15 protein-coding genes are annotated in these 20,476 nt (G+C 64.2%); 13 read left to right on the top strand and 2 right to left on the bottom strand.

Annotation, left to right across the window (positions count from 1 at the left end; translation table 11 throughout):
• A partial coding sequence (locus NTX40_08885) for a hypothetical protein (protein MCX5649194.1) occupies positions 1–281 on the top strand: 281 nt, incomplete at its 5' end.
• A gap of 217 nt (positions 282–498) precedes the next feature.
• Entirely contained in the window at positions 499–882 is a 384-nt protein-coding gene (locus NTX40_08890) for a hypothetical protein (protein ID MCX5649195.1), read from the top strand.
• Here the strand turns inward: NTX40_08890 and NTX40_08895 are convergent.
• Complete coding sequence (locus tag NTX40_08895) at positions 863–1,231, bottom strand: hypothetical protein (protein MCX5649196.1); 369 nt, start codon at positions 1,229–1,231, stop codon at positions 863–865. The two genes, NTX40_08890 and NTX40_08895, sit on opposite strands and share 20 nt — an antisense overlap.
• Positions 1,232–1,597: 366 nt before the next feature.
• Here NTX40_08895 and NTX40_08900 point away from each other — a divergent pair, with 366 nt between their 5' ends.
• The 8 genes from NTX40_08900 (at position 1,598) to NTX40_08935 (ending at position 13,068) form a co-directional block, all read left to right on the top strand.
• Positions 1,598–2,185, top strand: coding sequence for a hypothetical protein (locus NTX40_08900; GenBank protein MCX5649197.1), 588 nt, complete (start codon positions 1,598–1,600; stop codon positions 2,183–2,185).
• A gap of 849 nt (positions 2,186–3,034) precedes the next feature.
• The gene (locus tag NTX40_08905) at positions 3,035–5,389 is read left to right on the top strand and encodes a glycoside hydrolase family 127 protein (protein MCX5649198.1); all 2,355 of its coding nucleotides are present in this window, start codon (positions 3,035–3,037) and stop codon (positions 5,387–5,389) included.
• A gap of 163 nt (positions 5,390–5,552) precedes the next feature.
• Positions 5,553–6,455 (top strand): sugar phosphate isomerase/epimerase, encoded by a 903-nt coding sequence (locus NTX40_08910; GenBank protein ID MCX5649199.1) that lies wholly within the window; start codon positions 5,553–5,555, stop codon positions 6,453–6,455.
• 2 nt (positions 6,456–6,457) lie between these two features.
• The gene (locus NTX40_08915; GenBank protein ID MCX5649200.1) at positions 6,458–7,744 is read left to right on the top strand and encodes a Gfo/Idh/MocA family oxidoreductase; all 1,287 of its coding nucleotides are present in this window, start codon (positions 6,458–6,460) and stop codon (positions 7,742–7,744) included.
• A 210-nt stretch (positions 7,745–7,954) separates the two neighbouring features.
• Complete coding sequence (locus NTX40_08920) at positions 7,955–8,287, top strand: hypothetical protein (protein MCX5649201.1); 333 nt, start codon at positions 7,955–7,957, stop codon at positions 8,285–8,287.
• Positions 8,288–8,329: 42 nt separating this feature from the next.
• Positions 8,330–11,515 carry a DUF6055 domain-containing protein gene (locus NTX40_08925; protein MCX5649202.1) on the top strand — a complete coding sequence of 1,062 codons (3,186 nt, stop codon included), beginning with the start codon at positions 8,330–8,332 and terminating at the stop codon, positions 11,513–11,515.
• A 640-nt stretch (positions 11,516–12,155) separates the two neighbouring features.
• On the top strand, positions 12,156–12,530 hold the full coding sequence (locus tag NTX40_08930; protein MCX5649203.1) for a hypothetical protein: 375 nt from the start codon (positions 12,156–12,158) through the stop codon (positions 12,528–12,530).
• Between the two features lie 121 nt (positions 12,531–12,651).
• Positions 12,652–13,068 (top strand): secondary thiamine-phosphate synthase enzyme YjbQ, encoded by a 417-nt coding sequence (locus NTX40_08935; protein ID MCX5649204.1) that lies wholly within the window; start codon positions 12,652–12,654, stop codon positions 13,066–13,068.
• Between the two features lie 100 nt (positions 13,069–13,168).
• On the opposite strand, the gene NTX40_08940 is transcribed toward NTX40_08935, so the two are convergent.
• Positions 13,169–16,045 (bottom strand): glycoside hydrolase, encoded by a 2,877-nt coding sequence (locus NTX40_08940; GenBank protein ID MCX5649205.1) that lies wholly within the window; start codon positions 16,043–16,045, stop codon positions 13,169–13,171.
• A gap of 1,047 nt (positions 16,046–17,092) precedes the next feature.
• Here NTX40_08940 and NTX40_08945 point away from each other — a divergent pair.
• The 3 genes from NTX40_08945 to NTX40_08955 all read left to right on the top strand — a co-directional run.
• Positions 17,093–18,229, top strand: a complete 1,137-nt coding sequence (locus tag NTX40_08945; protein ID MCX5649206.1) for an alanine--glyoxylate aminotransferase family protein — start codon at positions 17,093–17,095, stop codon at positions 18,227–18,229.
• A gap of 143 nt (positions 18,230–18,372) precedes the next feature.
• Complete coding sequence (serA, locus tag NTX40_08950) at positions 18,373–19,980, top strand: phosphoglycerate dehydrogenase (GenBank protein MCX5649207.1); 1,608 nt, start codon at positions 18,373–18,375, stop codon at positions 19,978–19,980.
• A 145-nt stretch (positions 19,981–20,125) separates the two neighbouring features.
• A partial coding sequence (locus tag NTX40_08955) for a hypothetical protein (protein ID MCX5649208.1) occupies positions 20,126–20,476 on the top strand: 351 nt, incomplete at its 3' end.

A 20,476-nucleotide genomic window follows, 5' to 3' on the forward strand; every position in this document is an offset into this window, starting at 1 on the left:
GGCGCTACAAGAACGATCGGCGCCTGTTCGAGCAGCGGGCAACGCATCCCGATGTGATTTACGAGCCGGGCAAGTGCATCGCGTGCGGCCTGTGCATCCAGGTGGCCGAGCGTGCCCGCGAGCCGCTGGGCCTCGCGTTCACCGGCCGCGGATTCGACGTGCGCGTGAACGTTCCATTCGGGCGTTCTCTGGCCGAAGGCCTCCAGCGCGTCGCCGCCGAATGCGTCGCAGCATGTCCGACGGGCGCCCTGGCGATGAAGAAGTCGGACCGCTACCGCTAAGCCTGCCGCCCGCGGCCCCTGCGCGCCGTCCGCGCACGTTGCGGAGGCTTTTTACGTTGACCCGCATAAGATGCCATGATAAATCATGGCACGGGATGCAAGTGACTGAGGCCAAAATCGCTGCCTCGCGAGATGGATCAATGGCGTGTTATACGGACAGGAAGCCAGACCTGCGCGTCTTATGCGGGTCCGTCTAATCCTTGTTAGGAGTAGAACCATGCGTGCCCTCCAACCACTGTTGTTTCTGCTCTGCTGGGTGCTGATGCTTGGCTGCGCCCATGAGAGCACCGTGTCGTTTCTGGACAATCATGGCGGCTTCTCTCATGCTGGCCGCAGGATTGAGTTACATTCCGATGGCAGTTATTCGGACACGGGATACACGGACGTCATTGGCAATGAGAGCGTCGAACACGGCGTTTACACTCTGAACATCGAGAAGACACACCTGACGCTTTCACCAGCGAGCGGAGAGGTCGAGCATCTCTACCGCGTGGATTATGGTCGGCAGCAGTATTGGGTTCACGAGCAGGAACGACGCCGCATTACACAGTCTGGCGAGTCGTGGCTTAGACAGATTTCGCTTAGAGTCGATGCGCCATGAAATCTACGGCTAACAGGAGCATTGCAGCGACCTGCCGCTGGGCCTCGCGTTCATCGGCCGCGGATTCGACGTGCGCGTGAACGTTCCTTTCGGGCGTTCGCTGGCCGAAGGCCTCCAGCGCGTCGCCGCCGAGACCGGCCGCCCGCAATTGACAAAGGACGAAGCCGGTTCCGCCGCCCAGGTCGGCGACGACGTGGGGTTTCGAGGCGAGCACCGCGCGCCGGACCGCCTCGACGAACGGCTGGGCGATGGCCGCATCCGCGAAGTATCCTTCGTGCACCGTGTGCCATCGCGGGCCCTGAACGCCCGCCTCCCGGTCGATCCGGTTGCGATCGTCGTTGATGCGCATCGCGCGTCGTCCCCGTAAGCCAGCCGGGGCATTCTACCAGCCGCGGAATCCGTTGTCTGCCCCGATCCGCCGCCATGGTATAATGATCCGCGCCCTGGCCGTGGAAGACATCCTGGACGACTAAATCGCCAAGAAACTGGCGTGTGGTCTTTTGAATGGACTTCCGCGACCTGCGCTGACACAATACTCAGTTATGAAGAGCCCTTTTGGGAAATAGGTATTGCGTCCCCAGAATTCCTTGGCCGATGCACAGAATGAAAGGACGAAGCGATGCGGAACACGAAGAGGTGCCGGTGCCATGAAGGAGCGTTCCCCTCAGCAGGCCGCTTTTTCTGGCGAGTTTCTGCCGGCGCAGTGATCCTAGGTGTGGCGGCGTTCCTGGCTTTGGCCGCCGCGGGGTGTCGTGCACATCCGGGCAGCCTGGTCACGATGATCGTCAGCGACGCCGTCAACGACGCGGATGTGAAGGACCGGCGGGACCTCTTGATGGGCAAGCCGGAGAAGGCAGCCGACAGCATGTTCGGCGCGCGACAGGAAACCCTCGTTGACGTCGACCGGAAGGGCGTGAGCATGATCTTTTATCCGGTCAAGGGCGATCTGCTCAAGTCGTCGCGATACATCGTGGAAGTGGAGAATGGCGCAATCGTGGTGTTCGCCAAGACGAAACAGAATATCGACGGCGTCGAGGACATGATCCACAATGCGAGTCTTGAGAAGAAACTCATCGGCAAGGCGCCCGCAGCGTGTTCCGAGGAAGGCAAGCTTGGCGTCCCCTTGCGGACGCTCCGCAGCCGCGAGAAAGGTCAATTGCTCCGCGTGTATGACGTCCGAAACTGGTCGGATTTCATGGGAGCACGGTATTGCGTGCTGAGATTTGACGGCCGCGACCGCTGCCAGAGTGTTGCGCTCATCGGCGTCAGTGCGTCAACAAGAAAGGACCCGATAAGGCGATAGCGGCGGTGACCTGCCCCCGTATTGTGTCAGACTCATCTGCGTCTGAAACGCCCGCAGCACCCGTCGAGAACCTCCCCTCGACACGCTCCCCGTCGAGAGCCTCTCGTTCGACCCAGAGGCTCTCGACGGGTGGGTCGAACGAGGGGCGGTGAGCACGGTCGAACCACAGGGTGACCCTGAGCCGTTCGACCATGCTCAGGGCCCTGAGTTCGTCGAAAGGGCAAGGCCGAAGGGTCAAGGGCCGGCCCGCTTCGCGGGAATGAGAGGTTTACCCGCCGCAGGAGGAACTCGCGCGGCCGGAACTGGCGCGGAGCAGCCCGACAAGCCCGTCGCGGAAAAATTTTTTCTTGGGCCTGGTCAGGTCGGCGTCGAAGAGACTGAAGGAACTTGTGAAGGTTCTCCGATGCAGATTTCATCAAATGCATGCGTTCCAGCCATAGCGCATCTCCCTGTGCGGTGATGAGTTGGGGCATACCGGACCTATTCCCTTCGCTGTCAAGCACGAGGCAGAGCATGGTCGCAGAGTAGCAAGGGTCTGCGCGCCGGTGTTCTCACTCCAAACAAAACCCGATCGAAAAAAATCCCTCAGTTTGAGTGAATACTTGCTGGACGCGGGGGTGGAAGAGAGAGAGAATTGGGCGAGGCTGTGGCGCCGGAATGGTGTTGGAAGAGCAGGGGCCCCATTCAGGGGCGAGGCATCTTTCCGAGGGGGGCGGAGCAAGGCGAATCCCAAGGGTCGGCGAGCGAGCGAGAGAGGTGGGCGGCGGCGGAGGCGCCGGCGGGCGGCGGCAGAACGGCCGCTCTTGCGAGTCCTTGTTGCGGTTATCTTACTACAGGAGATTGAAAGCCATGACGAACATGTGGAACCTGGGACTGGCAGGAATGCTTTTGGCCGTCGCCTCCTTGCTCGGGGCCCAAGAGCTGCAGCCGCGCGAGGTCGTCCCGTTTGCGGCCCGGCCGTTCGACCTGAAACAGGTCCGCCTCCTGGACGGGCCCTTCAAGGAAGCTATGGAGCGGGACCGGAAGTACCTGCATGAACTGCAGAATGACCGTCTCTTGCACCACTTCCGCAAGACTTCCGGCCTGGACGCCCCCGGCGAGCCCTATGGCGGCTGGGAGAATCTCGAACTGCGCGGACACACGATCGGCCATTACCTGTCGGCCTGTGCCCTGATGTATGCGAGCACGGGGGACGAACAACTCAAGGCCAAGGCCGATGCGATCGTCGCCGAGTTGGCCAAGTGCCAGAAGGCGCTGGGCGACCGTGGCTACCTCAGCGCGTATCCCGAGGAGTTCTTCGACCGCCTGGAAGCTCATAAGTACGTCTGGGCGCCCTACTACACGCTGCACAAGATCTTTGCCGGACTCCTCGACATGTACGTCCACTGCGGCAACCAGCAGGCCCTCGAGATCGCCAAAGGGATGGCCGGCTGGTTGAAACAGCGGAACGCGAAGTTCGACGAGGCGAAGATGCAGGACCTGTTGGACTCGACCGAGCAGGGCGGCATCAACGACGCCATGGCCAATCTCTACGCAGCGACCGGCGACGCCCAGTGGCTCGAACTCTCGCGGAAGTTCACCCAGCGCTCCTACAACGATCCGCTGGCCGAAAAGCAGGACAAGCTCAAGGGGCAGCACGTCAACTCGTTTGTGCCCAACATGATCGGTACCGCGCGGCAGTACGAATTGACGGGCAACCGGCGCGATCACGACATCGCCCATTTCTTCTGGCACCAGGTGACCGGGCACCGCTGCTACTGCACCGGCGGCACGAGCAACTACGAGCACTGGCGCACCGATCCCGACATGCTGGCCAACGAACTCAGCCCCGAATCGCAGGAAAGCTGCTGCGTTTACAATATGCTCAAGCTCACGCGGCACCTCTTCTCGTGGGAGCCCCAAGCCGAATACGCCGACTATTACGAACGCGCCCTGTACAACGGCATCCTGGCCACCCAGGACCCGGAGACGGGCATGATGATGTACTACGTCGCCATGAACCCAGGGCATTTCAAAGTGTTCTGCACGCCGCACGACTCGTTCTGGTGCTGCACCGGCACGGGCATGGAAAACCACGCCAAGTACGGCGACAGCATTTACTTCCGCGGCGCCGACACCCTGTACGTCAACCTGTTCATCCCCTCGGAACTGACCTGGAAGGAAAAGGGCCTCGTGCTGCGGCAAGAGACGCGATTCCCCGAGGAGGAAGTGACCAGGCTCACCTTCCGCGCCGACAATCCGGTCGAGTTGAGTCTTAAAATTCGCTACCCGTACTGGGCCACGCGGGGAATGCGGGTGACGGTCAACGGCGAGGCCTGGCCCGTCGATCAGAAGCCGTGCTCCTACGTGTGCGTGAAACGGGCGTTCCGCGACGGCGACCGGATCGAAGTCACCTTGCCCATGCAATTGCACCTGCACCGGATGCCCGACGATCCGCGATTGGTTTCGGTGATGTACGGCCCGATGGTCCTTGGCGGGCTGCTGGGGACCGAAGGCATCGGTCCCGAGATGTTCCTTTCACCCAGCCAGCGGGCGCATCATCGCGCGGCGCCGATCCCCGTGCCGTTCTTTGTCGTCGAGAACGAGGACCCGACAAGTTGGGTCAAGCCCGTTGCCGGAAAGCCGCTCATGTTCCGCACCGATGGGGTGGGCGTGCCGGAGGACGTCACGCTCGTGCCGTTCCATCGCTTGTTCGGCCAGCGCTACTCGATCTACTGGCGAATCGTCGACAAGAGCGACGCGAACCGCGAGGAGGTCGTGGCAACAGAAAAAGCCCGGCAGGAGCGCTTGGCCCGAACGCTCGACAGCATGGACATGGGCGACGGGTCCGTGGAATGGGGGCACCAGTTCCAAGGCGAACGGACCAACAGCGGCCGGGACTTCGACCGTCCTTGGCGCGATGCGCGCGACGGCGGCTGGTTCCAGTACAACATGGCCGTCCTGCCTGACCAGCCCGCCGTCCTGGTCTGCACCTACTGGGGCAGCGAGCACGACAACCGCCGGTTCGACATCCTTGTCGACGGCACGAAGCTGGCCACTGTCGAACTCCAAGACCATCGTCCGAACGAGTTCTTCGACGTCAACTACCCGCTTCCCGAAACTCTGACCCGCGGCAAGCGGATAGTCACAGTCAAGTTCCAGGCGCACGAAGGTAAGACGGCGGGCCGCATCTTCGGGGTCCGCATGCTCAGGGCAAAGCCGTAGAAGGACAAAACCGGAATCACGTTGTGAAACACCTTGAAAAGAAGTCTTATGCCATATACCATGAACAAACGGATGATTGTTGTGCTGGGATCGATCGGCATTCTATGGAGCGGTGCGTGCTGCGGCGGGGCCGCTGGGTGGTCCAGGTTGAAAGGCAACGACTATGAACCGGAGCGATGAGCAGGTCTTGGGTCGCCGCGAGTTCCTCGCCCGTGTGGCCGGGGCCGCGGCCGGCGCGGCGGGGGTCGGCCTTCTGGCGTCGCGGCAGGCGGACGCCGCGGAAGGCGCGTGGAGGATGCGGCTGTCAGCCTCGTCCATCGATTACTCCAAGTTGCCTATCGAGGAGGCTGCGGCGAGGATCGCCGCCCTCGGCTTCGAGGCCATCGACATCTGGTCGCCCCACGCCGGGTGCCCGCACCTGGACGACGTGCAGAAACGCCTCGGGCCCGACGGTCTCAAGGCGCTCCTGGCCAAGCACAACCTCAAACTGTACGCCTTCTCGGTGTACGCGGGCGGCTACCCGAAGTACGCCGAACTCCTGGGCCGGGCCGGCGGCGGCGTGGCCATTCGCGGGGCCCCGGGGCCCTGCGACCCCAAGGACCTGGCGGCGAAAATGAAGGCCTTCATCGACGGCCTCAAGGGCGAACTGGAACTCGCCGAAAAACACAACTCGTACCTCGCCATCGAGAACCACGGCGGCTCGCTGCTCGACTCGGTCGATTCCTTCAAGGCGTTCGCCGACTCGAACACCCACCCGCGGCTGGGCATCGCCCTCGCGCCGTACCACATGCAGGCGATCAAGGCCTCGGTCGAGGACGCCATCGCGGCCGCCGGCAAGCACCTGCTCTTCTTCTACGCCTGGCAGCACGCCGGCGGCCTCGGGCAGTTGCCCGGACACGGGCCGACCGACTTCACCCCCTGGCTGGCCGCCCTGGCGAAGATCGATTACAGGTGGTATGTCAACCCGTTCATGCACGGCGAGCCGGCGCCCGACGAAATGAGCGCAGCCCTCGAGAAGGCGCGCGACTATCTCGGGGCGTGCGCCGCGAAGGCGGCCGGGAGGTGACCATGTCGTCCACCACGCTGACGCGCCGGGAGTTCTTCCGTGCCGCCGCCGCGGCGGCCGCACCGTACGTCATCGCCTCCACGGCGCTCGGGGGCGAGGGCGCCCTGCCCGCCAGCGAGCGGATCGCCCTGGGCTTCATCGGCCTCGGCGGCCGGGGCGGCGGCATCCTCAAGCACTTCCTCCAGCAGGGCGTCTCCGAAGCCATCGCCGTCTGCGACGTGTGGAAGAGCCGGGCCGAGGCCTGGAGCGAGCGCCTGGGCGGCGGCGTGGCCGCCTACCAGGACTTCCGCGACCTCCTCGCACGCCGCGACATCGACGCCGTCGTCATCGCCACCCCCGACCACTGGCACGTCCTTCAGTCGATTGCCGCGGTGCGCGCCGGCAAGGACGTCTTCTGCGAGAAGCCGCTCGCCCCGACCGTCCGCGAGGGCCGGGCCCTGTGCGACGCCGTCGAGCGGTACGGCCGCGTCTTCCTCCACGGCACGCACCAGCGTTCGTTCGGCCGGTTCCGCTTGGCGTGCGAGATCGTCCGCAACGAGCGGATCGGCAAGTTGCACACGATTCGCGTGTGCGAGCGCGGCAGTTGGGCCGACGCCGTGCGGCCGGTCCAGCCCGTCCCCCCCGAACTCGACTACGACCTCTGGCTGGGCCAGGCACCCGAGATCCCCTACGTCGGCCAGGCGCTGGGCGGCGGAATGTGGCAGTGCCGATCGGACTACACGGCCGGGTGGATCTCCGGCTGCGGCGTCCACCCCCTCGACATCGCCCAGTGGGGCAACGGCACCGACCGCACCGGACCCGTCGAGGTCGAGGGCCGCGGCGTCTATCCCAAGGACGGCTTCAACGACACCGCCATCGACTGGCACGTCGAGATGACGTACTCGAGCGGCGTGCGGCTCATTTTCACGAGCACGCACAACGACGTGAACTCGCCGGAGGTGGGGGCACGCTTCGAGGGCGCCGAGGGATGGGTCATGGCCCACGGCAACGCCTTCTCGATTAAGGCTGAACCGCCGTCGCTCCTCCAGACGGTCATCCGGCCCGGCGAGATCCACCTCCCGCGCAGCGACAACCACGCCACGCACTTCCTGGAGTGTATCCGCAGCCGCCAGGAGACCGTCGCCCCGGCCGAAGTCGCGCACCGGTCCACGACGCTCTGCCTCATCAGCGACATCGCGATGCGCCTGGGCCGCAAACTCCGCTGGGACCCCGCCACCGAGACGTTTCCCGGCGACGAGGAGGCCAACCGCTTGCTCAGCCGGGCCATGCGCTCGCCCTGGACGCTCTGACCACCCGGGCGAGCCGTCATAACGCAGGGTGGCCGGCTGGCGGCTTGCTTGTCACGCCGAAGCGCATCGGCGAGGGCGCCCTGGCCGGATCGTAGCCCGCCATGAACGACGCCATCCGCCGCCTGGGAAAAAATCCGCTCCAGATGCTTGCTTTCTTTTTGGCCAAACGGTACAAAGGAAAAAGTGGGAGGCCTGTGCGAGTCCGGGCGGATGTACACCTTACGACGACAACACGCAGAATCCAGTCTATCAGTCATCAGCTTCGAGAATGTCGGCGGCGGCCTGATGGTCGGGGGGAAAGAGGGCAAGAAGCCGGCCGTGGAGGATAAGGGCGGCAAACTGAAGCGGTTTGCGATCGCAGGTGAGGATAAGAAGTGGCACTGGGCTGATGCAGTGATTGACAACAATACGGTTGTTGTTTCCTCTCCGAACGTGCCCAAGCCGGTTGCGGTGCGCTACGCCTACGCCATGAACCCGGAAGGCTGCAACCTCTACAACCGGGACGGCCTGCCCGCCTCGCCCTTCCGGAGCGACGACTGGTAAATCAACGAATTCTGGGGACGGAATCAAAGAAAAGGAACAGAGATGAGAGTTGGAAGAATGCGTAATGGGATTGCTGTAATGGTTCTCGGGCCGTGCCTGATGGCCGGCGTTTGCCTGGCGATGGAGAAGGAAGTGTCGCTGGTCACCAAGCAGCCGATCGGCGAACTTGCGGTGGCGGGACGCCTCTCCATCGACCTCCACGCGGAGTTCATGGTGTCGCGGACCTATGAGAAGGACACCGTGCTGAACTGGTACAATTGCGGCTATTCCGGCGGCGGAAAGGGCAAAAAGGTCGGCGGCAACTTTGGCGACTTCGGGTTCCATGTGCCCTACAAGGAACGCGATGACAAATATCCGCACGCCGTGACGGTCGGCAAGGTGCGTGCCGTGCGGTTCGACGGTAATGATTTCATGAAGGGAAACTTCGTCGTCGAGACGAAGGTTGTCGGCGCGCAGAACATGGCGCTTGAGGTCTGGCTGCGGAAAGAGAGCCCCTCGAAAGGGGAGCACATCCTTGGCTGGCAGTCGAAGGATGGCAAGGAGGCTTCGGCTTCACTTTCCTATCCGAATGGCTTCACAGTCTCAGACAAATGGCGTCACCTTGTCGTGAACTGTGCGCCGGAAAAGGAGAACTGGTATGTTGACGGCGTGAAAGTTTTCAGCGGGAAGCGCACGATGATCATCAAAGAAGGGCACGTCATGGTGCTGGGCGGGGCGACTGCGGACAAGCCGTCGTTCAAGGGCGACCTGGCTGCGGTGCGGTTGCACGACGCGGCGATGACCGAGGAGGAGATCGCCTGCAACTTCAAGGGCGGCGTGATGCTGGGGACGGAACTGCACAACTGGTGGCGGACCGAGCCCGACAAGTGGTGGGTGAAAGAATCGGAGCATTTCCGCCACTGCGTCGACAAGGAGGAGATGAAAAATTGGACGGAGCAGCAGTTGAAGGATTTCAACGACCGTGTTCCCCGAATGTTCAACATGGCCGAGATGATTTACCGGACCTATTCGGAGCGGTTGGCCATGCGGAGTTCCGTGGTGAGCGTGCAGCCGGGAGAGCGCGGGGACGGCATCAGGTACAAGATTCCGATTCAGCCTGCTAAAGGAAGCTGGATGGGCTGGGACGGGCATTTCGGCTGGCCTTTGCAGGGTGCAGGTCACATCAATCCGCATGAGTTGGTGCATGGCTGGCAGGGCATGACCGGCGGCATGGCGGGCTTTTTCTGGGAGGCGCACGCGAACTTCCCCCAGACCTACAACGGCATCTACCAAACGGTGCCGCCGAACTGTGTCAGCCGGGTCTGCATGTACTTCCCCGCCCACGGACGCAATTACTACCACGACCGCCTGATGTTCGAGCATCTCGCGCAGACGCCCGAGTACGGGCCGATGTCCGTCTCCAAACTCTGGTATGACGGGCCGACGGAGACTGAACAAAACCCGTATCCGTGGATCGCGTTCGATCACGCCTTTCCGAACTCCCGGCTGCCGTTGGCCGACGAGTACACGCGGATGCTGATGCGAAATGTCACATGGGACTATATCACCTTTGCGGAGGCTCAGGCCGGCAAGGGCAACACGGAATATGGCAATGACCACGTGCTAAGCACTGTCAACCGCTACCAGCAGGATGCCAAAGGCGCCCAGGGTAACATCCAGCGCTATGCTCGCATCACGCTTGAGAAGATTCCTTATGAGTCGGAATGGTGGCGCGTGCCCAAGGAGATGACGCCGCAGCAATTGGGCTGGAACATCTGCCCCTTGAAAGTCAAACCGGGAAAGGCCTCGGCGGTGCTTGCAGGATATGTCGATCCCAAGCACGGGTCCGACTGGCGTGCAGGATTCGTCGGGGTTGACACGGACGACAAGCCGGTGTATGGCGAGATTGCCAAGCCCGGTCAACTTATGCAGTTTGAGGTCAACAGCACCATCAAGGAGCTCTACCTCGTCGTCTGCGCCACGCCGACCAATCTCATCAACATCAACCCGGTCGGCGATTTCCGCTCCTTCGAGCAGGAGCCCTTCCCATACAAGGTCAAGTTTGCGGGCTGCGAGCCGCTGGACGTGATGATTCCGGAGAAACCGAGGGGGACAGGCGCGCCGCACGCCAACGGAGGCGGGTTTGTCGAAAACCGGGCCCAAGTGGAGGCCACAGCATATGTCGGGCCCAAGGCGCAGGTCCTGGGTAATTCAAAGGTGCTGGGGAATGCGCGCATTCTGGATTACGCGGTCGTCCAGGACTCGACGGTCCGTGATCGTGCGGTCGTGAGCGGATATGCTCACATCGGCGGAGGTTCCGTCATCCAGGACGATGCCAAGGTAAGGGACTATGCACGAACGTGGCGCGCCACGATCAAGGACCAAGCCAGGATTCTTGAGCACGCCGAGCAACGCGACAAGACGTGCAGTGGAAACGCCGTTCTCAAGGGTGGGGCAATCTCGTCCGGCAATGCGAGCGGCACCAGCATGATTGACGGCTCGTACTGCAAAAGCAACGAGGTCACAAAGGGCAAGTGGTTCACCTGGAGCTGGGCAAAGGGGAAGAATCCCGGCGAGATTGACGAGGAATTCGGCGGGTTGTATGCCGACTACGACTTCTCCGCCGAGCATCCGTGGATGGCGCGGGACGCCTTCGGTGCGACGTGGGGCTATCTCGTCAACGGCCCGGCATTCGAGGCCGTCGCGGAAGGGGAAAAGGCAAAGTCCATCCTGCCGGATCCCAAAGGAAGTACGAACAAGATCAACCGTGCGCTGGTCTTGAACGGCAAGGACCAGTTCGTGGAACTGCCGAAGGATGTCGCGGACATGGGGAACTGCACCTATACCGCCGGATTCAGGTGGGACGGTGGCAGTGACGGCGCCAGAGTGTTCGAGTTCGCAAATCCCAACGGCGACGCCATGTGGCTGAGCCCGTCGGAAAAAGACCGCATGGTGTTTGCCATCCGCAAAGGGACGACGGTCGAACAGGCGGCCTTCGCGAGGCCCCTCAAGAAAGGCGTGTGGGTCACCGCGCAGGTGATCCTGAACGGCCCGCGCGCCATCCTCGTCGTGAACGGGTTAAAAGTGGCTGAGAACACCCACATGACGCTGCGCCCGGACAGCATCCGCGCCACGCAGTGCTATCTCGGGCGCGGGCTCAAGGGCGGATACTTCAGCGGCAAGATCGACCGGTTCACCGTCCATTCCGTGGCGGTCGCGGCTGAATTAGGGGTAGCCCCTAAGAATTAAATGCCTTGCTCCGGTTCGAGGGTTCGTAAGTGATTGAAGCCGCTCGAGTTCTATCCGCGAGGGTCCGATGTCTGCGGCATGGGAGGCTTGGGGAGGGAGAGTGCCATGCCGACGATCCGCGAAACGCTGGACTTGGAGGATTGGGTCATCACGGTGTACGCCGCCCTGGACGATCCCGAAGCGCCGGGAGCGGAAGCCGGCCTCGTCACACGGGACGGCAAGTTGGTCCCGCGTCCCGCGCCGCCGTCAAAAACACGGCCCGAAATTTACCCGCCGTGGCGGGCCCAAAACCCGATAGAGACAAAGGAATTAAGAGCTTCTAACAGAATGCTTCCCTTGGGGTGGCACTGGCGGCTTGTCCGCCAGTGCACGGGCAGGCAAACTGCCCGTGCCACCCATTTTGTTAGAGGCTCTAAGTATTGTGTCCCCAATGGCGGTGAATTAAGCACTTCGGGAACGAACGAACCCTGGGGGCGGGACCAAAAGTAAACAACCTTCCCCGCATTGGAGAGGCGCATTGCCTTGTCTATGAACAACATCGTCACTTGCGATCCCCCTCTTGAGCGAATCCAACCTACGGATTTTCGCGGCTCCGGGCCTTATTTCACCGCCATTGTATTGTGTCCCCCGAACCACGAAGATGAAGGCGGAAAAGAAGCCAATCCGCTGGTTGGCGCTCAGCGAAGCACTGCTGTGGCTTGCGCCGCTTCTTCTTGCTCTTGTGGGTCATATCTGCGCCTACCCCAAAGCGGACCTTGGCGCCACCGGCCCCGGCTTCCACATCGCCTTGATGAACGACCAGACCATTCGCGCGCAACGCATCTGGCACACATTCTCGGAGAACTACTGGCTTTTCATTCTTTACGGTGTGCTCCTTGTAGGCTCATTCATCACACTCCGCATTCTCCACATACACGGCGCGTTCCGGTTCATAATTTTCGTGCCCCTGGCCATTCCTGGCCTCTGGTACCTTAAGATAATGGCTTACCTCGCGGGCAAGCTACTCCTAACGTAGAAATGAGGGACAGATAACACGCCCCTCAAAAGGCAATTTTCGGGGCCACCCCTTAACCGCGCGGAAATGAGTTATTGCATCCCTCCGAATTCCGTTAGGTTTTTGCCGGAAGGAGACCGCAATGAAAAGTTACCGCAAGGAACTGTGGATGAAGACGGCGACGCGGCGGGCTCTCGTCAACCTCACCCCCGAGGTCGAGGCGTGCCTCGCCGAGAGCGGCATCCGCGAGGGCCTGTGTCTCGTCAATGCCATGCACATCACCGCCGGCGTGTTCATCAACGACGACGAGCCGGGTCTGCACCAGGACTTTGAAGTCTGGCTGGAGAAACTCGCACCGGAGAAACCGTACGCGCAGTACCGCCACAATAGCGCCGAGGACAACGCGGATGCGCACCTGAAGCGCACCATCATGGGCCGCGAGACGATAGTAGCCGTCACCGGCGGGAAACTGGACTTCGGCCCGTGGGAGCAGATTTTTTACGGCGAGTTCGACGGCCGCCGCCGCAAACGCGTCCTGGTCAAGATCATCGGAGACTAAGCGCGCCGCGGGTCGGGCACAGGTTATCCGGGAAATGCCCGGCGAGGTCGGTTGTTCACCTGGCCGCGGCGGAGGCGCCCGGGCGCTGGAGGGCCGACGGCTACTTCAGGAGCGCGCGGACCTCGTCGAGCGTCACCTCGTGTTTCGGCGCGAACTGATCGCCGCCCGCGTACGCCAGCAGGCTGCGGCGCATCTGGCGGGCCTCCGGACGGCCGGCCAGGTCGCTCGACAAATCGATCGAGCAGACGAGCAGGCGGCCGCCCGCGACCCGCGCCTCGAACACCAGGCCCAGCCGTCTCGGGTTGAACCAGTCCGGCACCACCTGCACGATGGGCCGCAGGTCCACCGGCAGGCCGTCCAGCGCCATCGCGGCCCCGTGCCGGACCAGGTCCGACCACTGCCAGTTCGAGTGGTACTCCGTGGGGAACTCGGCGAGCGCCGGATGGCCGGGGTCGCACAGAACGCCCAGCGTGTGCGGCGGCTGGCCGCGCGTCCACGAGGTGTTCCAGAAGATCGACGAGAAGCCCATCTTGACGTCCGTCCGGACCGCGTCGGGCGGCGCCAGGAGCACGACCTTGCCGCCCGAGCGCAGACGCGCCACCGCCTGCTCGTCCAGCCGGTCCGCCAGGTGGACGCCCGCCGGGGCCGCGGCGTCGACCTGCTTCGGATAGACCCACACGTCCCAGTCGTTCTCGGCGTCGGCGCCGGCGATGCCGACGACCAGGACGAGTTTCTGCGGCGCCCGGACCGAATCGAGCGGGTACGCCACGTCGCCGACCGCCGTCAGTCGGCCGGTCGGCAGCCGCCGACGCCCGAGCGCGCCCGAGCCGACGACCTTTCCCGAGGCGTCGCGGAGCGTCCACCGGACCTCGGCGTCGGCGAGGTCGGCGGGACCGAAGTGGGCCACGTCGATTCGGGCGCGCAGCGCCTCGCCCGTCGTGAAGACCCGCTTCGGCAGGCGCGCAAGCCCCACCGTGGGCCCGCAGAACCGCCGGTACTCCGCGGGCGAGACGTACGGCTTCGAGTCCCAGAACGGATCCACCACGCCGACCAGGGCCGTGCCCTGCCCCGGAAAATCGTGCAGGTCCAGCAACTGGAAGCCCCCCAGGCCGGCCGTCCGCAGGGCCGACTCGATCTCTTCCTTGTAGCACAGCACCTGGAGCCGGCCGGAGGCCATCAGGAATGCGCGGGCCTGGTCCGCCATGTGGGCGGAAGAGAGAAAGTCGCGAAATATCTCGAAGTTCTTCGCTTTCAGGACGCCCGTGTACTTCGGAATTTCGTCGAAGTTCGGATAGACGCACCACTGGCCGATCTCGTGCGCCACGACCGGCGCCGCGTGCTTCGCGACGAAGCCGCTGTAATCGGTCTCGGTCTCGGGCGGGTTCGCATTGAGGCGGCACCGGGGGCCCGCGCCCCATTGATGAATGCGCGGCTGGGGCGCGCTGTGGTACTGGTTCTCGGGAATGACGGGCCAACCCGCGGCGCTCGTGACCAGGTGCCGGGCGTCCTTCTCTTTGTAGTGCGTGACCCAGGGGCCGAGGTACTTCGCCCCGCCGCCCGGGCCGCTCGGCTCGTTCCCGGACGCCAGGAGCAGGAACGACGGATGGTTGCCGTAGGCGCGCAGGATGCGGTCGGCCTCGGCGTACAGCCAGCGGTCGATCGGCTCGCCGTTGCCGACGCCCGTCCACGCGGCGCACTCGACCTGGAAGGTGAAGCCGAGTTCGTCCGCCGCCGCGAAGGCCGCCTCCGGCGGACAGTGCGAGTGGAACCGCATGTGGTTCAGGCCGTGCGCCTGGCAGACGCGGATGATACGCTTCCACGCATCGACATCCATTGGCGGATACCCCGTCAGCGGGAAGATGCAGCACTCCAGCGTCCCGCGCAAAAAGATCGGCCGACCGTTCAGCACGAACTGCGTCCCCTTCGTCGTGATCTCGCGCACGCCGAACGTGGTCTCGGCCGTGGCCTGCCAGTAGGGACCTTTGACGCTGTCGATCGGCCGGGCATAGAGCGAGACCGTCAGGCCGTACAAGGCCGGGGAAAACTCGTCCCACAGGCGGCAGGCGTCGCCGAGGGGCAGGTCCCACAAGGTCAACTCCTTCCGCTCTCCGGTGACGCTGAACTTGATATCCCTCTGGAGCGCCAGGATTTTCCCCGCAAGGGCCGCCTGCACATCGGCATAGACGGCCAGTGTCCGGCCCGTGGCGTTGCCGATGGTCACCTGCACGCGGGCGCTCTTCGCCGCCACGTCCGGAAACACCTGCACGTCGTCGATCCACACGAGGTCGGTGGCGCGGAGTTCGATGCGGCCGGTGATGCCGTTCCAGTTCGACTGCGTGTGGTCGCTCACGCTGTGGGCGTTCGCGCCGACCCCGACGTGCATCCGGTTGTCCACGCGGACCGTCAGCCGGTGCTCGCCCGGCGCGAGGTGCGCCGTCAGGTCGTATTCGTGCGGCGCGGAAAGCGAATCGGCCGACCCGGCCTGCTCGCCGTCCACCCACACCGTCGTGGTCCAGTGGCACCGTTCCAGGTGGAGGACGACGCGTTTGCCCGCCCAGGCCTCGGGCACCGCCACCGTCCGCTGGTACCAGGCCGGGCCGACGTAATGCCTCTCGGGCTGCAGCCAGAACGGGACCTTGATGTTGCCGGCCTCGCGGTACGGCGCGTACTTCTCGGCGGTGAAGTACGAGCGGTCGCTGATGCTCCCCGTCCACGCGGTGTCGAGCGACACGGCCTTGCCGAAACCCTGCTCCTGGAGCGAGCCGGGCAGGCGGAGACGGTCGGGCAGATCCTGCGCGAACCAGCCCTCGCCGACGCCCTGGTCCTCGGGGTCCAGGCGGAACCGCCACTCGCCGGCCAGCGACAGAACCGCCGACCCGTCCTCGGACGCTGCCGGGCGGGCCCCGGCCCACGAACACCCGACCACGAGACACGCCGCCGCCAGAACCCCGACCCCCGTTCTACAGGACCATCTCATGAAAAGGTTCCTCCCTGGAGCGCGGGTTCCGCCCCTACGGCCGTCGCACGACTTGACGACACTTCCCTTCACGGCCCCGTCTCCCGAAAGCCCCTGCCTGGACTGTACCTTCCCCCCGTCCGGCTTGCCAGCCGATTTCGCGCCGAACCATGCTCGCGCCGAAAAGGGCCCTGGACCCTTTTTCCTCGAACCGCTCCCCCCGCGCCTTCCGGGTTCCGGGCCTGCCCGCCGTAGCCTCGGCGGAGGCGGGTTGCGGCTCTGTTGCCTCTCAATCCGCAACCTGCCCGCCATCTTGTGGGCCATCTTGTCCGCCGTAGGAGGGCCGCAATTTTACCCGCCTGTGGCGGGCGAAAACGCCGTCCCTCAGGCACTCAGGCACTCCCTGGCAGGGCGAGCCCCTGGCTGGGCTACGCCCGCCGTGGCCCGCTGCCGTGGCTCGACCGCAGGAACCCAGGCACTGGCCGTCCTCTGCTGTTTCTTTGTCAAATGCGAGATTTTTCCGCCCAAAACGAACCCTGCCCGCCGGAGCCTTGGCGAAGGAGGGTTACGTGCGTCCGCGGGAAGTTATGCACATAAAGGTATGCACATGACATGGATGGAAAAAGTGCGAAATAGGGCCCAAAAACCGGTAAAAACCGATCCAAAAACGCGAAAAAAGTCGAAAAAGGCCCTAAATCCGCGCTAGCCCATCTTAACATTCGGAGGTCTTTGGGAGAACCCCCCCCCCGGCGCTAGCGCCCGGGCCGGGGGGCTCCAAAAAATCGCCCCCAAATACCCCCGAAAACTCGCGCCAAAAAGTTATCCACAATCCTCCTTCGCCCTGCGGGCTACGGAGGACAGGTCGCCGCGCGTAAGTTGAACCTCGGCGATTGGGCACGTGACCGCAACCTTCCGGTCGCGGCTCGAACGGCGCCGGGCGGCTAACAGTTCCGCTGACCGAATTCCGCGTTGCATCCGACCGGGGGTCCGCTATAATATGCGGCCCAAGTAGGGGAATCGCGGCCGGCTGGCCGCAGGACGCCAACTTCTCGCGAAATGGAGACGCCGATGTACAAGACACGCCTGTTCGCACCCGGTCCGACGCCCGTCCCGGAGGAGACGCTGCTGGAACTCGCGCGGCCGATGTTCCATCATCGCACGGCCGAGTACCGCAAGATGCTCGAGCAGTTGACGGCCGACATGCAGTACATCCTGCAGACCAGGCAGCCGGTGTTCACGATCACGGGTAGCGGGTCGGCGGCGATGGAGGCGGCGGTGGCGAGCGTCGTGGCGCGGGGCGAAAAGATGATTGCCGTCCGCGCCGGGAAGTTCGGCGAACGGTGGTCGGAACTCGGCAAGACCTTCGGCGCCAAGGTCGTGGACGTGGATGTCGCGTGGGGCACCGCCATTACGCCGAAAGAGGTCGAGGCGCTCCTCAAGCAGCATCCCGACGCGGTCGCCCTCTATACCCAGCACTGCGAGACTTCGACCGCCACGGTCTTCGACATCGAGGGGATCGCCAAGGTGGTCGGCAAAACGAAGGCGCTGCTGGTCGTGGACGGGATCACGGGCGTCGGCGCGCTGCCGTTCTACATGGACTCCTGGGGCGTGGACATCACGGTCGTTGGGAGCCAGAAGGCGTTGATGCTGCCGACGGGCCTGGCGTTTATCGCCTGTTCCGAGAAGGCCTGGAAGAAGATCGATGCGACGCCCCCCGGCGCCTATTACAACAATCTGAAGGCGTACAAGAAGAGCCTGGCCGCGTGGGACAACCCCTGGACGCCGGCCAACGCGATGGTGCGTGCGGCCCTGAAGAGCACGGGGATGATCCGCTCGGAGACGCTCGATAAGGTGTGGTCGGAGACCCGTCGCCGGGCCGAGGCCCTGCGGGCGGCCGCCAAGGCCCTGGGCCTGACGCTCTACTCCAAGAGCCCCTCCGACAGCGTCACCGCGATCAACGTCCCCGCGGGTGTGGACGGCGAGGCGCTGCCGAAGGTGATGGCCAACGACTTCGGCCTCCGCGCGACGGGCGGCCAGAGCCAGTTGAAAGGCAAGATCGTCCGCTTCTCGCACATGGGTTACACGGACGCGTTCGACCTGCTGGCGGCGGTGGCGGCCCTGGAGATGGCGCTGGGGAAACTCGGGTACAAGGTGGACTACGGGGCCGGCGTGGCGGCGGCCCAGAAGGTTCTCGCGAGGGGCTGAGCGATTTCGGGTAAGTTTTCTGCGGTGGGTTCGCCGCGGGGCTTGCCCCGCGCTGCGAACAGCCAGCGCCCCGCCCCACGACAAGGCTCGGGGCAGGCAAGCGGGGCGGCGAACCCGCCGCGCAGCGAAAAGGAAATCCACGCATGAAAATTCTTGTGTCGGACAAACTCGACCAGGAAGGCGTCGAGATCCTCAAGTCCGAGCCGGGCTTCGAGGTGGACGTGAAGACGGACTACACGCCGGAGCAACTGCGCGACGCCGTCGGCCAATATGACGGCATCGTCATCCGCTCGGCGACTCGCCTGACGGCCGAGGTCCTCGCCAAGCCCGGCAACCTGAAGGTCATCGCGCGGGCCGGCGTCGGCGTGGACAACGTGGACCTGGCGACGGCGACGCGTCACGGGATCGTGGTGATGAACGCGCCGGACGGGAACACGCTCTCGACGGCGGAACTGACGATCGGCCTGATGTTCGCCGTCAGCCGGCACATTGTCCCCGCGTGCACGAGCCTCAAGGAAGGCCGATGGGACAAGAAATCGTTCATGGGCCACACGCTGGCCTCGAAGACGGTCGGCATCATCGGCCTGGGTCGGATCGGAAGCGCCGTCGCCCGGCGGTGCCTGGGCTTGGAGATGAAGGTGATCGGCTACGACCCCTTCGTCTCGGGCGACCGGGAACTGGCGAAGCAGATCCGGCTCGTGGACAACCTGGAAGACCTCCTGCGGGAGGCCAACTACCTGACGGTCCACACGACGCTGACGGACGAGACGCGCTGCCTTATCGGGGCGAAGGAACTGGCGATGATGCCGAAGGGCGCGTTCGTGATCAACGCGGCGCGCGGCGGCATCATCGACGAGAAGGCCCTCCTGGAGGCCCTCGCCTCCGGCCACCTGGCCGGCGCCGGCCTCGACGTGTACACTAAGGAGCCGCCCGAGGACCGCTCGCTGGTGGAGCATCCGAAGGTCGTCAGCCTGCCGCACCTCGGCGCCTCGAGCCACGAGGCCCAGCGCGTCGTCGCCGTGGACGCCTGCCGGAACCTCGTCGATTACCTGGCGGGGCGGGAATTGCGGAATGCCGTCAACGTGCCGGCTATGGATTTCGCTGCCGCGGGGGCGCTGAAGCCCTATATGGAACTGGGGCACCGGATGGGGGCGATCCTGGTGGCCCTGATGCGCGGGCGGCTGAAAAGCCTCACGATTGTCTACGCGGGCGAAATCGCCGACGAGCCCTACAACCAGGTTACGATCAGCGTCGTCATGGGCATGCTTCAGAAGGTCGTCGCCTCGCCGATCAACATGGTCAACGCCATGGTGGTGGCGAAGGAGAGCGGCGTCGAGGTGTCGGAGCGGACGTCGACGGACGCGCGGGGCTATGCGTCGAGCGTGCGGGTCGTCGCGGAAGGCGACCGCGAGAACCATTCCGTTTACGGCACGGTGTTCGCCGGCCGATATGCGCGCGTGACGGCGATCGACGAGTTCTACATGGAACTCCGCCCGCAGGGCGACATCGTGATTACGTTCAACGAGGACCGGCCCGGCATCATCGGCGAAGTGGGGACGATCTTCGGGGCGCACCGCATCAACATCGCAAGCATGACGTTCGGGCGCAAGCCGGAATCGGGCGAGGCGTGTCTGGCCCTGACGCTGGACGCGGTCCCGCCGGCCGGGGTGCTGGAAGAGTTGCGCGGCAAGAAGTTCATGACGCGCGTCCACCACGTGAGCCTGCCGCCGCTTGTGACCGAGGGTGTGTAAAACGCCGACCTACCGTAAATCCGAGGCCGAACCGGCGCAGGCCCGCAAAACAGTTGTGGCACGGCCGGCTTTGCCCGGCCGTGTATCGCGCACGGCGGGGCAAGACCCGCCGTGCCACACAGGTAAAGTTCGAGAGATGTCAGTTGTGGCACGGCCGGCTTGCCCGGCCGTGCTCCTCTCCGGCCTCCTCCTCGCCGCGATCCTCATCGGCCTCGCCTGCGAGCCGCACGTCCTGCGGGAGGAACCCGTCCTTCTTTTTTCGGCGAACAACGACGGCATCATCGCGGCCTGCGGGTGCCCGGGCAATCCGAGCGGGGGGTTCGCCAAACGCCAGGGCCTCGTCGAGCAATATCGCCGAACCTGCCGAAACGTCCTCCTCGTGGACCCGGGCGACCTGCTGCCCGACCACAAGAACGAAACACTCGTCAAGTACCTGGGGCGTGGGGCGGCCCGGGCGAAGTACGACGCCATCGGCCTGGGCGACCAGGAATTCCTC

The sequence above is a fragment of the Planctomycetota bacterium genome, assembly GCA_026387035.1.
Lineage (GTDB): Bacteria > Planctomycetota > Phycisphaerae > FEN-1346 > FEN-1346 > JAPLMM01.

What these genes read in the sequence shown, in the direction of transcription:
- NTX40_08890 (MCX5649195.1), top strand. Translation starts at nt 499, where the DNA reads ATGCGTGCCCTCCAACCACTGTTGTTTCTGCTCTGCTGGGTGCTGATG.
- NTX40_08895 (MCX5649196.1), bottom strand. Translation starts at nt 1,231, where the DNA reads ATGCGCATCAACGACGATCGCAACCGGATCGACCGGGAGGCGGGCGTT.
- NTX40_08905 (MCX5649198.1), top strand. Translation starts at nt 3,035, where the DNA reads ATGACGAACATGTGGAACCTGGGACTGGCAGGAATGCTTTTGGCCGTC.
- NTX40_08910 (MCX5649199.1), top strand. Translation starts at nt 5,553, where the DNA reads ATGAACCGGAGCGATGAGCAGGTCTTGGGTCGCCGCGAGTTCCTCGCC.
- NTX40_08915 (MCX5649200.1), top strand. Translation starts at nt 6,458, where the DNA reads ATGTCGTCCACCACGCTGACGCGCCGGGAGTTCTTCCGTGCCGCCGCC.
- NTX40_08920 (MCX5649201.1), top strand. Translation starts at nt 7,955, where the DNA reads ATGTACACCTTACGACGACAACACGCAGAATCCAGTCTATCAGTCATC.
- NTX40_08925 (MCX5649202.1), top strand. Translation starts at nt 8,330, where the DNA reads ATGAGAGTTGGAAGAATGCGTAATGGGATTGCTGTAATGGTTCTCGGG.
- NTX40_08930 (MCX5649203.1), top strand. Translation starts at nt 12,156, where the DNA reads ATGAAGGCGGAAAAGAAGCCAATCCGCTGGTTGGCGCTCAGCGAAGCA.
- NTX40_08935 (MCX5649204.1), top strand. Translation starts at nt 12,652, where the DNA reads ATGAAAAGTTACCGCAAGGAACTGTGGATGAAGACGGCGACGCGGCGG.
- NTX40_08940 (MCX5649205.1), bottom strand. Translation starts at nt 16,045, where the DNA reads ATGAGATGGTCCTGTAGAACGGGGGTCGGGGTTCTGGCGGCGGCGTGT.
- NTX40_08945 (MCX5649206.1), top strand. Translation starts at nt 17,093, where the DNA reads ATGTACAAGACACGCCTGTTCGCACCCGGTCCGACGCCCGTCCCGGAG.
- serA (MCX5649207.1), top strand. Translation starts at nt 18,373, where the DNA reads ATGAAAATTCTTGTGTCGGACAAACTCGACCAGGAAGGCGTCGAGATC.